15 protein-coding genes and 2 pseudogenes are annotated in these 13,402 nt (G+C 42.6%); 9 read left to right on the top strand and 8 right to left on the bottom strand.

All coding sequences use genetic code 11. The features are described 5' to 3' along the window. Both BM122_RS08415 and BM122_RS08410 read left to right on the top strand, forming a co-directional pair. On the top strand, positions 1 to 354 hold a 354-nt coding region (locus BM122_RS08415), incomplete at its 5' end, for a TOBE-like domain-containing protein (protein ID WP_177198078.1). A gap of 36 nt (positions 355 to 390) precedes the next feature. Then, positions 391 to 723: a BON domain-containing protein gene (locus tag BM122_RS08410; RefSeq protein WP_074905152.1), complete on the top strand. Its 333-nt coding sequence runs from the start codon at positions 391 to 393 to the stop codon at positions 721 to 723. A gap of 374 nt (positions 724 to 1,097) precedes the next feature. Here BM122_RS08410 and BM122_RS08405 read toward each other — a convergent pair. Next, positions 1,098 to 1,340 (bottom strand): annotated as a pseudogene (locus BM122_RS08405) (DUF1259 domain-containing protein); the annotation flags it as partial. Positions 1,341 to 1,702: 362 nt separating this feature from the next. Between BM122_RS08405 and BM122_RS24115 the strand changes: the two are divergent. Both BM122_RS24115 and BM122_RS08395 read left to right on the top strand, forming a co-directional pair. Continuing rightward, entirely contained in the window at positions 1,703 to 2,071 is a 369-nt protein-coding gene (locus BM122_RS24115) for an IS630 transposase-related protein (RefSeq protein ID WP_256211959.1), read from the top strand. Further along, on the top strand, positions 2,020 to 2,352 hold the full coding sequence (locus tag BM122_RS08395) for a transposase (protein ID WP_074905149.1): 333 nt from the start codon (positions 2,020 to 2,022) through the stop codon (positions 2,350 to 2,352). The genes BM122_RS24115 and BM122_RS08395 overlap by 52 nt, the downstream gene beginning before the upstream one ends. Before the next feature lie 192 nt (positions 2,353 to 2,544). Here the strand turns inward: BM122_RS08395 and BM122_RS26550 are convergent, their stop codons facing one another. From BM122_RS26550 to BM122_RS26540, 3 genes are read right to left on the bottom strand one after another with little or no spacing between them, the layout of a single operon-like run. After that, on the bottom strand, positions 2,545 to 2,667 hold the full coding sequence (locus BM122_RS26550; protein ID WP_143083366.1) for a hypothetical protein: 123 nt from the start codon (positions 2,665 to 2,667) through the stop codon (positions 2,545 to 2,547). Positions 2,668 to 2,674: 7 nt separating this feature from the next. Next, positions 2,675 to 2,860, bottom strand: coding sequence for a hypothetical protein (locus BM122_RS26545; protein ID WP_177198077.1), 186 nt, complete (start codon positions 2,858 to 2,860; stop codon positions 2,675 to 2,677). A gap of 60 nt (positions 2,861 to 2,920) precedes the next feature. After that, positions 2,921 to 3,061, bottom strand: a complete 141-nt coding sequence (locus tag BM122_RS26540) for a transposase (RefSeq protein ID WP_083398398.1) — start codon at positions 3,059 to 3,061, stop codon at positions 2,921 to 2,923. A 359-nt stretch (positions 3,062 to 3,420) separates the two neighbouring features. Between BM122_RS26540 and BM122_RS08385 the strand changes: the two genes are divergently transcribed. Beyond that, complete coding sequence (locus BM122_RS08385) at positions 3,421 to 3,588, top strand: DUF1328 domain-containing protein (protein ID WP_074905148.1); 168 nt, start codon at positions 3,421 to 3,423, stop codon at positions 3,586 to 3,588. Positions 3,589 to 3,880: 292 nt separating this feature from the next. Here BM122_RS08385 and BM122_RS08380 read toward each other — a convergent pair whose 3' ends face one another. The 4 genes from BM122_RS08380 to BM122_RS08365 form a co-directional block, all read right to left on the bottom strand. Then, positions 3,881 to 4,450 (bottom strand): DUF4112 domain-containing protein, encoded by a 570-nt coding sequence (locus BM122_RS08380; protein WP_083398397.1) that lies wholly within the window; start codon positions 4,448 to 4,450, stop codon positions 3,881 to 3,883. Positions 4,451 to 4,642: 192 nt separating this feature from the next. Then, positions 4,643 to 4,816: a hypothetical protein gene (locus BM122_RS23215; protein ID WP_177198076.1), complete on the bottom strand. Its 174-nt coding sequence runs from the start codon at positions 4,814 to 4,816 to the stop codon at positions 4,643 to 4,645. 830 nt (positions 4,817 to 5,646) lie between these two features. Then, positions 5,647 to 5,910 (bottom strand): hypothetical protein, encoded by a 264-nt coding sequence (locus BM122_RS08370; protein WP_074905146.1) that lies wholly within the window; start codon positions 5,908 to 5,910, stop codon positions 5,647 to 5,649. After that, a complete protein-coding gene (locus BM122_RS08365) occupies positions 5,907 to 6,518 on the bottom strand; it encodes an OmpA family protein (protein WP_177198075.1) in 612 nt (203 codons plus the stop codon). The genes BM122_RS08370 and BM122_RS08365 overlap by 4 nt, the downstream gene beginning before the upstream one ends. Before the next feature lie 834 nt (positions 6,519 to 7,352). Between BM122_RS08365 and BM122_RS26535 the strand changes: the two are divergent. The 4 genes and pseudogenes from BM122_RS26535 (at position 7,353) to purT (ending at position 13,170) form a co-directional block, all read left to right on the top strand. Beyond that, positions 7,353 to 8,240 (top strand): annotated as a pseudogene (locus BM122_RS26535) (IS982 family transposase). Between the two features lie 640 nt (positions 8,241 to 8,880). Continuing rightward, positions 8,881 to 9,273 (top strand): hypothetical protein, encoded by a 393-nt coding sequence (locus BM122_RS08355; RefSeq protein ID WP_143083365.1) that lies wholly within the window; start codon positions 8,881 to 8,883, stop codon positions 9,271 to 9,273. A gap of 579 nt (positions 9,274 to 9,852) precedes the next feature. Next, positions 9,853 to 11,340 (top strand): glycerol kinase GlpK, encoded by a 1,488-nt coding sequence (gene glpK / locus BM122_RS08350; protein WP_074905143.1) that lies wholly within the window; start codon positions 9,853 to 9,855, stop codon positions 11,338 to 11,340. 612 nt (positions 11,341 to 11,952) lie between these two features. Next, positions 11,953 to 13,170 (top strand): formate-dependent phosphoribosylglycinamide formyltransferase, encoded by a 1,218-nt coding sequence (purT, locus tag BM122_RS08345; protein ID WP_074905142.1) that lies wholly within the window; start codon positions 11,953 to 11,955, stop codon positions 13,168 to 13,170. Positions 13,171 to 13,402: the final 232 nt, after the last annotated feature.

The raw sequence follows: 13,402 nt of genomic DNA, 5'->3' as shown, positions 1-13,402 counted from the left end.
CGGGTACATCAAGGCCGTGCCTGGATTGGTGATGTTGAAATTGATGCCCCTGAGCACGCCGAAGCCGAAAATCTTGCCGCGATTGCCTACGTACGACCGCACGATATTGAGGTTGACCTGTCTCGAAATGGTGAGCCGGTATTGGCTGCGCGTGTCAGCCATATTCTTTCGGTTGGACCATTAGTAAGACTGGAGCTTATTCGCGAAGATCATCAAAACAGTAATCCTGTGCAGGTCGAGATCAGCAAAGAGCGATTCCGTGAATTACAGTTAGTAAAAGGCGATCAGGTTTTTATCAAACCACGCCGCCTTGACTTATTCCTAAGTCATACTCATGGCAGCTCAATACATTAATAACAGTAATGCCTGAAATTTGGGAGAGCCTAATTCATGACACAACTTAATAGCCATTTCATCGCATTCTTTTTAATTGCTCAAATAGCTTTTTTCTCAGGCTGCATGGCGAGATCCAAGCAAGTCGATACCGAAGAAAAATATAAAGATATTGTCATTACCACGAAGGTTCATGAAGCAATTCTTGATGAACCTTCCCTCAGACCCTTCGATATCAACGTCAGAACCTCGAAAGGTGTTGTAGAATTGAGTGGTCTCGTTAATTCCCGGGATGATATGGAGAAAGCAATATCCATTGCACGCAGCGTCAGTGGCGTAAAATTCATCAAGAATGACATGCGAATCCCAGGAACTGGCGATTATTGGTAACCCATACAAGTGAATTGCAAGTTGAGTGGCATACCAAAATCTCCATTTATTATTGAATCGACTATTGAGCAGTGTGATTTGTCGCTTTAATGTAGTCCTTAATGTTAATGTTCTTATTAATCTAACGTGAGTTCGGGATAAGAAAAGCAGCAAGAGGAATCTGAATTTCTTATGATAAGTAGATTTCGGAAAAGAGTTCCATCATTATTCGTGAGAAGAAACCCTCGCTTAATATCAGACTTCCTCAAGCTCTTCCAGTTATGGTGGCGTGGCCCTTATGTCGAATTCGCGTTATCTAGTTAATCAGTATTGACTTTCCGCTTCGTAGGAGTCTGCAACAGGATAAACATTGGCAGACATCAATTGGTCTAATGCTATTTCGATATTTTATCCAAGGCAGATTTAACTGTTTTTGTTAAATCCTGTGCGCTGCCCTTGCCGCAATAGTGGATAAACAAGTAATGCAGCTTATCTTGAGTCATATGCTGCTGAATCGCAACAATGTTAATCTCGCCCGCTTGCATAGTTTTTAGGACAGATTGCGGCTCGTCTGCGAGCAGGACGAAATCACCATCCACTACAGCTTGCGTATCAGAGCCGGCAAATGCCGCCCAGGTATTATAGCGTAATCAGTTAAGAATGATTCAGAATATATAGAATTTGAAGAGCATCTCAACGGTTTGGGTTTGTTGTTTACGCAGTATTTTGGCGTATGCCCATTTGTGCTAGATGAGACAATGAGAATACTCTTTGAATCATTTCTAGCTGGTTTTGCTATAATTTCTATTTCCTTGTCAGCCCTTACACCATGCATGGTTGCTTCACGATCTATGGTATATCATATACCATATAAATTGATTATAATTTGCGGATGACCTATCCGATATCATTTCGCCATAAAGTATTATCCGTTCGAGAGAAGGAGAGCTTCTCAATCGCGCAAGTGGCGTAGCGTTTTGATGTAGGGGTGGCCAGCGTGATGCGCTGGATCAAAACTCCCGGTCCCAAGACAACCCGCAACAAGCCTGCAACTAAGATTGACATGGAGATATTGGCGCAAGACGTCAAGAATTATCCGGACGCGTATCAGTATGAGCGCGCCAAACGGCTTGGCGTCAGTACCCAGGACATCAATCACGCGTTAAAGCGTCTGGGCGTAGCCTATAAAAAAAGCCTGCGTCACCCAAAGGCCAGCGAAGAAGAGCGGCGTATCTTCCAGCAAAAAATTGAAGGCTATGAGAAGGCCGCGTTATCGTTTATATCGTTTACATTGATGAAAGCGGCTTTGCTCACGACATGCCACGCACGCATGGCAATGCGCCAATGGGTGAACGCGCCCATGGCGTAAAAGATTGGCATGCAACAGGCCGAACCCATGTCATCGGCGCTCTAATTAAAGGGATGCTCCTGACTGTGGGCCTGTTTACCGCCAATATCAGCGCCGACATCTTCCATGCATGGGTGACACAGGACCTTTTGCCTAAGCTCCTGCCCGCTTGCGTGATTGTCATGGACAAAGCAACCTTTCATAAACGGCAGGATATCCAAACCGCCATTGCCCATGCCGGGCATACACTTGAATACCTGCCGCCTTATTCCCCAGACTTAAATGATATTGAACCAAAATAGGCTCAGGCCAAAGCCATCAGAAAAAGAGAAGGTTGTTCCATTGAGCAGCCTTTTGCCACCTATGCACTATGAATCATTTTATATGGGATCAACTATATATAAACCCCAATCCATATCTGCATTCCCTTTCGACGAGTTGCGCTTTCCCGGTATCACAGCCCGAGCCCCCTTCTTCGTTATCTGTTCCCGTATCTATTCGCTGTCATAGCCCTTGTCCGCAACCATCGCTTTTGCGTCAGTCAGCCTGGCAATCAAATCAGGTGCTGCAGAACAGTCATTGACTTCTCCACCGGTAATTTCAAACTCAACTGGCAAGCCATAATCATCGACCGACTAAAGGGATCTTGGTGGTATTGCCTGCACGGCTTTTGGCCTTCAGCCTGCGATTCTTGACTCGCCGCTCCCGCACTTGGCTTTGCGCTTTAATATAGCTGCCATCCATAAATTTCCATTCCCAATCCGGATCAATAGCCAATGCTTTGAAAATATTGATCCATTTCCTGCTCAATGACCATGCATTGAATCTTTTATAGATGGAATTCCAGCAGCCGAACGCCTTGGGCAGGTTTCACCACGGACAGTCAACCCGCTTTCGATATAGTATGCCTTCTACCGTCATGCGCAGATTGCGCTTGTTATCCATCGCTTCTTGAAGCAGAATCTTCTCCAGCTTCGACCAGAACTCATCATTGAACATCCATTGCGGCATCGCAAACTCGTTTTGTTGGGGGTATAGGAAACCCCCAATATTACGAGTTTGTTCTATCTATGAAATACTTATCTTAAAACGTCAACAAACCCTAGTAATAAAAGACAAGTGCTTAAATAATTACAATGTTCGCTATCGCACCGACTTATTCGTAAATTTAAAGGAACATAACAATAAAACTTCGGTTGATAAATTCTAAATCGATTTTTGAAGGAAAAACTTATAGAGCATTAAGGCCTTTTAAGTTTTACTTTGATTGAAGAAATGTTTCTTTAAGTTTTGTTCGTTTTTTAATTCTTCTGCAACAAAAGATTATCCCTTTTATGTTGCAGATGTTACTGAATAAGGAGGATTAAATCATGTTTAATTGGGCAGTTATATTTTTAATTATCGCTATTATTGCTGGCGTACTAGGTTTGACCGGAATTGCTGGGACGTCTGCCAATATAGCATGGATTTTATTTGTAGTTGGTCTCATAATCGCAATAATTTTCTATGTAATAGGCAGACGTCCGCCCCCCGTTTAAAAGCCTGTATTCTTAGCTACAAAAGATAGCTAAGTTTTATTGAACCTTAAGGAACTTAGCTATCCATAATTAATGGAACATAAGAGAAATAATAGCGAAATATTTGCTGAGCTTCAGTTTCCCTTCAAGCTTCAATTATTATGGTGGCGCAGAGATGTGGTTTATTTGCTCTGCGGCAGAATTGCTTCTTCTACATAGGGTTCTAGTTAATTAATAATAGCTCGGTTTATGATATAGCATGGCTTATGCGTTGTACGTCAATTAACTTGTATGCACAGTTAGGTAAAACCATTTAATTTCCTTGTACCGAGTACCAAAGCCAGCGCATTAACAGAAAACCAAATGCTACAATCACAGCTATCCCACCAATCACTAATAAACCTATCATTCCAACAAAAAACCGGCTGTAAGTTTTAGTTTTTTGAGGTTCTTCTACATAATCATTCAGCAATTTAACGTTTCTATGATTAGCTTTCCAAATAAAATCTGACATATCTCCTATCACAGGAAATATGCCCAAAAGAGCATCTATTGCGACATTGAACGCCATTTTCAGAAGAACAGATTTTGGGACTCCCATTTGAGCTGCCTGGGATATAATATGGCTTGAAATCAATGCGCCAAGCGCATCACCAAGTCCTGGAAACAATCCTATCAATCCATCAATGCCAAAACGTAACTGCGTTCCTGGAATACGAAAAGAGTTATCCATCAACCAGGCTAGTCTGTTTAATTTATTTTTTAATTGCTCTCTCTGTCTTGAAAGATGCTTTTGAGAAGATAGAGTATCCTGATGATGGGAAAAAGTTGATTCTCCACGAGATGCATGATCGCCTGGTCCAATATCAATATTTTTAGGCATGTTTACTCCTTTATTTAATTTCTAACGCCGTGTCGTGTGAATTATTATCCGATGGGTAGTGCGGTTGGCTAATTATTAAAGTACTGCTGAAGAGTTTGTAGCAAATAGTTTTTGCCAGTTAAGTTATATTCTCTTCCCAGCAGAAGCCAGTACACGTAATTTGCAAAGCTATATGCCTAATAAGCCTCTTCCTCAGTATGATCTTCCTGGTACTACTTTGATCTCTTTGTCGGTCGTATCAGGTACGACAATAACCTTTTCCTTCTCACTTGGCGTTTGTGGTTTGCGAGTCTCAGAATGAATAGATAAACATCCACTCAACCCTATACCCAAAATGACTAGCAAAAATAAATTTAAGCTTTTCATTGAATACTCCTTTCTTTTGATATGGAGTGAAACCAATAGAAAAATAATTTATTGTTGAAAATATGTCTGTTCGTTACCGAACATAAGTTGATAAGTTCTTATGTTTTTAGATACTTATGCGTATTTAATTGGGTTATTTGTACGCCTTTACCTTTTCCTTTATCAACATAGCTTAATTGGCTTAACTAATATCAACCTTAAAAATATACAGTTCTTATGAAATTGCAGTATTGTTTGTTTTAACGCAAAAATTCCAACAGACGCTTTGCGTTGAATCTTTGTTTTATTTGTGCTACTTGCTCTCGTTTTTCTCCGTGGCTACTTTCTTGATAAACCATTGATACAGGCAGATCGGTAACAAAATTGAATCAGTTTTCAGTCCTCAAATTTTTCTACCTTACAAATCATAACTTTTATTGGAATATCATTTGGTTCTGGGTTTGTGCTACCTATGATTAAAAGGAAGCGTCACCATTGTGCTTGATCGGCTTCTTGCTGAGTTTGCTGCAGAATACCTTCAGTTGTGCTATCACTTAATCGATGGAATTACCGCCAGATTGTTGACGGACGCACCATCAATTTGCTGGAATTGGCTGGTTATTCAAGTGAATGCCCGAGCTTCCACCCGTTCTGCTGCTGATTGTGCAAACGTGTTATCAATATCATGATTAATCGCGCCCTTAGGCGAACGTCTTGCTTATTCCATTTCTAAATCAAAACTTACTTTGTCGGCTTCACCTTGCCGTATTATTATTTATACTGTCTGCGGTTCGCCTTCGCGTCATTTTGATTTAGAAATGGAATTAATTTTAAGGTGCTTACTGGTTCAATCAACTTGGTATACCTTTCTGGAAAACCTCAAAATTCTCTACGTTGGCAGTCAAGGCCAGGATGGGATAGCTATCACTAGATTGATGACGCGCTCCCAATCTGTGCTGCCATTTCCTCGCTGAACAGATCGAATTCACCAGATCATTCTGTGCTGAAACAGCAGCGATGTTTTGCGCTGGCTCCTGTGGTAGCGGTATTTTTCTTAGCCAGTACCATAAAATGGTATGTCCATGTGATTCAGCATCAATATAAATTCCGATCAATTCTTTTCGACTGTGACCTCAACGCGCCTATTCTGCTGTCGACCCTGTGGATTGTCGCTACCGTCGGGGTGGGTATTCGGTGCAATGGGCTTTGTTTCACCGTAGCCGTAGGTCGTAATGCTCGATTCGGCAATACCTTTTTTTCTAACGAGCCAGTCTTTCACTGCTTGGGCGCGTCGCTTTGAAAGCTCAAGGTTTGCTTTTTGCGAGCCTTTCGAATCGGTATATCCTTCGATGAGTACCTTACCCTCGGGGAACTGCGAAATCACTGTCCCGACTTTGTCGAGAATCTGCCCCGCCTTGGAATTAATCTCGGCTTTACCGAAATCAAAAACTACGTCGCCTTCGAGTTTCATGTTGACGGCTTTTTCGGTTTCCTTTAGCTGAAGTTCCTGGCGGTCGGTTTCTTCAATCTGCAGTTGTTTGCGTTGCAACTCTAGCTGTTTCTTTTCCAACTCGAGCTGCTGTCTATCGAGCTCTAGCTGCTTCTTTTGGATCTCGATCGGGACTTGAGTTTCTTGCGCAAGCGCTGTAGTTAAGCATGACCACGCCAGCAGAGACGTGCAGATTAATAATGTGGTAAACGGACGAAATTGTGATAGATTCATAGTTTCTAATACCTCGAATTTTATAGAATGTACAAGCTCTGGCATTCCAGAACGGCAATGTTATACAGAACAATTTAATGCATCATACAACTGATTGAAATCAAAAGGAATAACTGTTTGTTATTTCCAATTCGGCTTCCAAACAGTCATCCGTTTCATGTCCAATTTCTAAACTCTTATGCTCTCTATAATAAGCATTTATTAAAAACTATCTCTTGAAATATGTCTTTCAAGTCAATGTTGTCGTTATAATCAAGTAATGATTTATGTTTGATATCTCCTTTTTTGAAGAAAACTTTAAAAGTTCATTTATGCTTATTTAGATGGAGATTGAGGCATTTGGTTTGAATCGAACAAAAATTTAGCTTTAACAGACCTCGACATAACTTGCTTTTGAATAGTTTTGTAATTTTAAGTGATTGATTTTTTAGCCACACCTACACGCAAAAATCCTAAAAACACAATTATGCAGAGATCTTGCGAATACCTCTGCATTTCCAGGATATTTTTGACTGAAATGATTATCTTACCTTTGATCATTCTCGCCAGTTCGATTATCTAAGCATACTATTCCAGCCCAAAATCCACATCATAGCCTTGCGTGCCTCAATATGGAGGATCACAGTAAAATAGGGTATGGCTCCCGATCCTATTATGCACACATGCTTGTTATACCATGTGCTCAATATAAGTTTGGAGAGGCCGTAAATGCGTCTGGCTTTTTCAGTCTATTTAACGTGAGTTCGGGATAAGAAAAGCATTAAAAAGAATTTGAATTCCTTATGATGAAGCTATTTTGTAAAAGGATTTCATCATGACAGGAGGCAGGTTCCGATGGATACGATAGCGATTTTTTGTACGGTTGACGACTTTTGTAAAGAGTTTGAGCCGTGCTGGGATCAGCGCTTGTCGGGGTCATCGCTGAAACGGCGCCGGTGACGAGGAGAGCTGTGTCTAAGTGAAGTCATGGCAATCATGGTGGGGTTTCATCTGTCGGGTTACCGGACGTTTTAGCACTATACTATTATTCGGGTGAGATGTTGAGACATCAGCGGTCTTATTTTCCAAGGTGAGTGAGCTACTATCGCTTTGTTGAGCTATTGCAAGGTAGCCTGACGTCCTTGTGCTACTTTCTGACTAGCTACTTTGAATAATGCAGTAGAATCAGCTTCATTGATTCGACTAAGATCAGCGTATGTCACAACCGCCGCATTGGGTCGTATAAAGTGATGGCAGAGTTTGTTCCCCGGGGAAAGACCAGCGTGGGTTGGTTTTATGGGTTCAAACTGCATTTGGTCATCAATGACCAAGGGCAATTGCTGACAGTAAAAAATCACGGGGGGCAATGTCGACGATCGTGATTCCCTACCGGAGCTGGCACGCTCCTTGTTTGGGAAGCTCTTTGGTGATCGGGGCTACATTTCGCAGCTACTCTTTGAGCAACTCTGGGAGCAAGGCGTGCAACTCGTTACCAAGGTACGCAAGAACATGAAAAACAAGCTGTTGCCGTTGTTTGACAAGCTCCTGTTACGTAAACGCTCGATCATTGAGGCTATCAATGACCCATTGAAGAATATCTCCCAAATCGAGCATTCGCGCCATCGCAGCCTATTTAATTCCTTTGCTAATCTGATAGCCGGGCTGGTGGCTTACACATTTCGCGAGAAGAAACCCTCCTTTAATATCAGACTCCCTCAAGCTCTTCCAGCTGTGGTAGCGTGATTCTTATGTCGAACTCACGTTAACTAAGAGTTTGTTGCTAAATATGAACATCTCGATTTAGGCAACAGGCAGATTTTCATTTCACTGTGACATGGGTGCTCTTGAAAAAACCAATGTTGACTCATGGAATTGTGGGTCGCGCACTCGCATTTATGATCAGGCGCTAAGAAAACCCTTACATACAGTACTATTATTGGGATAAGTATAGCTTGAGGCTTATAAATTATTCAAAAATAAAAACTTTTTCTTCATCCATTTAATTCAGTATTTCTAATTCAAAATTTTCAGCTAGAAGTTCCGCACAATTATTTGTATCCAAATATGATACAAATAATTTCGAATTAGGGTACTTATTTTTCGTGTATTGATCCGTTATGCTTTAGTCTAAGAAATAATTTTAATATACTAAATAAGGCTAATGCATTAGAAATCCTAATATTATTGTGCGTACTATTCAATATGATAGTTTCTGCGTTAAAGCAGAATGCTGTAATCAAGGGATAAATTGAGTATAAAAAATGTTTCCTATAAAGAACGTATTAATAGTGTGGTTGTGATAATGGAATACCCACGGAATGTTTTGGTAGAAACTTATTAAAAGGTAAAAGAAGTGAAGTTAATGTTGTTTAATGGAGGTGCTATGATGAAAACGAATATTCTGCTAGTAATTGGATTAGCGCTTATTTTCTTGTCGGGATGTGCACAAATGAGCCCGATAGCGAACGCTCAGAATAACGAATATAGCGCTGAATTGCGTACCATAGACCCTAATAATCATATTGCTGTGGCCAAACATTATGAAGATATGGCTAATGAGATGAAAGTGAAACTGCGGGCTCAGAAGAAGCTGCTGGAAGATTATGAAGGACATAGTTACTATTATGGACGAAAAGGACAAGATCTTCAGTCTCATACCATAGCTAATATCAGACATTTTGAAAATTCTATCAAAGAGAATATGAAAGAAGCCGCTATTCATCGAAAAATGGCACTAGATGAACAAAAACCATATCTCAGCTTATTTAATGAATGAACAGGAATAAACTCTCATAAACTCTTGATTAAATAAATGCTCATTTAGAAGAAAGCATTCACATTCGAGGAATTCTAGATTCTAAAAAATAGGCCGCATATCAATTATCGATACGCGGCCTTTTTAGTATTTGCTTTCAGTTTCAGTTAAGTTATTCCATTTCCAAATCAAAACTGACTTTGTTGGCTTCACCTTGCCGTATTATTCATACTGTCTGCGGTTCGCCTTCGCATCATTTTTGATTTGGAAATAGAATTAGCCAGTACACTTTTAATTGCTGTTATCTTGTTTTGTCTATTTGACGACACATTTCAACTCATATTGCCAACGAAGCGTTTTACTCGCTCAAAATTCAGGGCTGGAGAAAACATTCAAAAGCATTCTACGCCTGAGAATCGACCATGATGCCAGTTTGGCAATTTTTGCCGGGGCTTGTAGTGCTTGGCGCAAGTGAAAAGAAATTGATGAAAGTGGTGAGCGCAGTTGTGGTGTAACTAATGGCGAGCGCGCACTAGATGCAATTAATCGACAAAGATGTGCTTAAATAAAAAGAAGTTTATATAAAAAGAGAGGCGCATTATGCACTATATACTGGCGATGGATCAGGGCACTACGAGTTCGCGCGCGATCGTGTTCGATGGCGACGTGCGCATTCACGCCATTGCGCAGCAGGAATATCGGCAGCTGTATCCGCAGCCGGGCTGGGTCGAGCATGATCCGCATACTATTTGGCAGAGCCAGCTCGCGGTGGCGCGGGAGGCACTTGTCAAAGCGGGTATCACTGCGCGCGATGTCACGGCAATTGGCATTACGAATCAGCGCGAGACTACAATATTGTGGGATCGCCATACTGGCCAGCCAATTAGCAATGCTATTGTCTGGCAGGATCGTCGCACAGCGGATTTCTGTGCGCAATTAAAATCACAGTATGGGCAATTATTTCGCGAGCGTACGGGGTTACTGCTTGATCCGTACTTTTCTGGAACTAAGCTTGCATGGCTGCTTGATCATTATTCGGGTGCACGTAAGCGCGCTAAAAATGGTGAGCTTGCTTTCGGCACAGTCGATACGTGGCTGTTGTGGAATTTGACGCGAGGTAAAATGCATGTAACTGATGTGACGAATGCATCGCGCACATTGCTGTTCGATATTCATCGCAATCGCTGGGACGATGAATTGCTCGATGTGTTTAATATCCCTGCGCAAGTATTGCCACAGATTTATGCTTCAAGCGCCGATTATGGTTACACCGCACCCGATTTATTCGGTGCATCTATTTTGATTGGCAGTGTCGCGGGCGATCAACAGGCTGCATTGTTTGGACAGGCATGCCATGCGCCCGGCATGGTGAAAAATACTTACGGCACAGGCTGCTTCATGCTTATGCAAACAGGCGAACACGCTTGCGAATCGCAGCATGGCTTGCTCACAACAAGTGCGGCGCAACTTGATAAGCAACCGATGTTTGCACTCGAAGGCAGTGTGTTTATCTGCGGTGCTGTCGTTCAATGGTTGCGCGATAGCCTCGGCATTATCAAAAGTTCGGCGGAAATCGAAACGCTTGCAACATCGGTACCTGATAGCGGTGGTGTATATTTCGTGCCCGCATTCACGGGCCTTGGCTCGCCACATTGGGATCCGCACGCACGTGGTGCGATTTTCGGTTTAACACGTGGTGCTACACACGCGCATATCGCGCGTGCTGCGCTCGAAGCCATCGGTTATCAATCGGCTGAATTATTACTCGCCATGCAAAAGGACGCCGCACTACCGATCAGAGAATTGCGCGCTGATGGCGGGGCAGCCGCCAATAATTTACTTATGCAGCATCAAGCCGATTTGCTCGGCATACCCGTCGTGCGCCCACGCATTCTCGAAACTACTGCGCTCGGTGCTGCGTATCTCGCGGGATTGACTGCGGGCGTGTGGAATAAAACCGAAGAAATCGCCGAGCATTGGCAAATCGATCGTATCTTCGAGCCGATGATTTCGCACGATGAAGCAGCGCAGCGGATGTCCAATTGGAGTAGGGTGGTGAGGGCATGTAATCCGTGGGGAAGGGATTAATATTGTGGTGCAATCCATCTCGCTTCAAAAAACGCGGAGCCCCTATACGTCTATTTTATTACCACAAAATTTGGCATACCTCAATGTGAAACGCTATTTGCGATTAACAGACAGTTTATTAAACAATAAAAAAGCGAAATAAATGGTATCTAATTCCATTTCTAAATCAAACATGCTTTTGTCGGCTTCTCCTTACCGTATTATTTATACTGTCTGCGGCTCGCCTTCGTGTCATGTGTGTGGTGGAAAAGGAATACGCAACTTAGTGATGAAATCTGGCATGATTGGTAACTAAATTTACCGATATCGGCAGTGGGAGACCATAGAAGCCAAGCCTATGAATTATTCGCATAAGCTTCACAAAAACTACGAACATCTTACGTGCATAGATGAGACTTGGATTTACGTCGCCACGACCTATATTATGTTGTGAAGCTATCTAGAGCAGCTGTTTCTAAACAGCTTCTTAGATAAAACGACAACGAAAAATCGCGATAGATTGTTTACTTAATAGAGCTATCTCTAATTTTTATTCCACGATTGCTGCGAAAATATGTACGCTTCAATGGTATATTTTCCGCTATTTACAATTTTTCCTCTTCGAAATATACCATGAGTAAACGATTCGTTATAGGTACCCCACTCAGCGCCTCCGCAACCAGAGTCATGTTGCTAGGTAGTGGAGAACTCGGCAAGGAAGTAATCATTGCATTGCAGCGCTTGGGGGTAGAAACTATCGCTGTTGATCGCTATCCCAATGCACCGGGACATCAAGTAGCTCATCGTGCGCATGTGATCAATATGGCGGATGGTACAGCATTGCGTGAACTGATTGAACGTGAACAGCCGCATATTATCGTTCCCGAGATCGAAGCGATCGCGACTGGCACGTTGCTAGAGATCGAAAGCGAGGATCTCGCGAGCGTCATTCCTACCGCCCGCGCCGCGCAACTCACAATGAATCGTGAAGGCATTCGCTGTCTTGCAGCAGAATCTTTAGGGTTGCCAACTTCGACCTATGCCTTTGCTAATAACTTGGATGAATTGCGTGCGGTGATTGAAAGTGATATCGGTTATCCATGTATTGTTAAGCCTGTAATGTCTTCCTCCGGCAAAGGCCAATCAAAAGTTGATAGCAAAGCGGAAGTAGAAGCAGCCTGGAATTATGCCGCCAGCGGCAGCCGGGTAGATCAAGGGCGGGTAATCGTTGAAGGTTTCGTCTGCTTCGATTATGAGATCACTCTGCTTACTGTTCGTTCGATGAATGTAGATGGTCAGGTTGAAACACATTTCTGCGAACCGATCGGCCATGTTCAGATCCATGGTGATTATGTGGAAAGCTGGCAACCACAACCAATGTCATCCGTGGCATTGCAATGTGCACGCGATATTGCCAGGAGAATTACTAGTAACTTGGGTGGCCTAGGTATTTTTGGTGTGGAGTTGTTCGTCAAAAATGACGAAGTATGGTTCAGTGAGGTAAGTCCGCGCCCGCACGACACTGGTATGGTAACCATGTGCAGCCAAGTACAGAATGAATTCGAACTGCATGCTCGCGCCATACTTGGCTTGCCTGTCAACACTGCCTTACGCGCACCAGGTGCGAGTGCGGTAATTTATGGGCAACTGGAAGAAAAAGGTATCGCTTTTACTGGGATAGGTGAAGCGTTGCGCGTGCCACAAAGCGATTTGCGCCTCTTCGGCAAGCCGGAATCATTCGTCCGCCGTCGCATGGGGGTAGCTTTGGCAAATGGCATAGATACATCCGAGGCAAGAATACGGGCAAAACTCGCAGCTAGCCGAGTTGTGCCAATAAAGCCGGGAAACTAAAACGAAGAGTGTGGATTGTATATATTCCTAATTCCATTTCCAAAGCAAGGTGAAGCCGACAAAGTCAGTTTTGATTTAGAAATGGAATAAAATAGAAAAATCTACATTTACGGACAATTCATGCGCTGATTGAAGTTAGAATTTTGAGAGTGTTAGACAAAGAGGCTTCCTCAAAGTACAGATTATTCAAGTTAACAAATAAATGATTAACATTTCCAACTAAGCCAAGACC

The sequence above is a fragment of the Nitrosomonas communis genome (assembly GCF_900114745.1).
In the GTDB taxonomy this organism is placed as follows: Bacteria; Pseudomonadota; Gammaproteobacteria; order Burkholderiales; family Nitrosomonadaceae; genus Nitrosomonas; species Nitrosomonas communis_A.
Note: the sequence above shows the minus strand (reverse complement) of the source record. Positions and strands in the feature narration are given on the sequence as shown.

What these genes read in the sequence shown, in the direction of transcription:
- BM122_RS08395 (WP_074905149.1), top strand. Translation starts at nt 2,020, where the DNA reads ATGCCACGCACGCATGGCAATGCGCCAATGGGTGAACGCGCCCATGGC.
- BM122_RS08410 (WP_074905152.1), top strand. Translation starts at nt 391, where the DNA reads ATGACACAACTTAATAGCCATTTCATCGCATTCTTTTTAATTGCTCAA.
- glpK (WP_074905143.1), top strand. Translation starts at nt 9,853, where the DNA reads ATGCACTATATACTGGCGATGGATCAGGGCACTACGAGTTCGCGCGCG.
- purT (WP_074905142.1), top strand. Translation starts at nt 11,953, where the DNA reads ATGAGTAAACGATTCGTTATAGGTACCCCACTCAGCGCCTCCGCAACC.
- BM122_RS08380 (WP_083398397.1), bottom strand. Translation starts at nt 4,450, where the DNA reads ATGCCTAAAAATATTGATATTGGACCAGGCGATCATGCATCTCGTGGA.
- BM122_RS08385 (WP_074905148.1), top strand. Translation starts at nt 3,421, where the DNA reads ATGTTTAATTGGGCAGTTATATTTTTAATTATCGCTATTATTGCTGGC.
- BM122_RS26540 (WP_083398398.1), bottom strand. Translation starts at nt 3,061, where the DNA reads ATGCCGCAATGGATGTTCAATGATGAGTTCTGGTCGAAGCTGGAGAAG.
- BM122_RS24115 (WP_256211959.1), top strand. Translation starts at nt 1,703, where the DNA reads ATGCGCTGGATCAAAACTCCCGGTCCCAAGACAACCCGCAACAAGCCT.
- BM122_RS08355 (WP_143083365.1), top strand. Translation starts at nt 8,881, where the DNA reads ATGATGAAAACGAATATTCTGCTAGTAATTGGATTAGCGCTTATTTTC.
- BM122_RS08365 (WP_177198075.1), bottom strand. Translation starts at nt 6,518, where the DNA reads ATGAATCTATCACAATTTCGTCCGTTTACCACATTATTAATCTGCACG.
- BM122_RS23215 (WP_177198076.1), bottom strand. Translation starts at nt 4,816, where the DNA reads ATGAAAAGCTTAAATTTATTTTTGCTAGTCATTTTGGGTATAGGGTTG.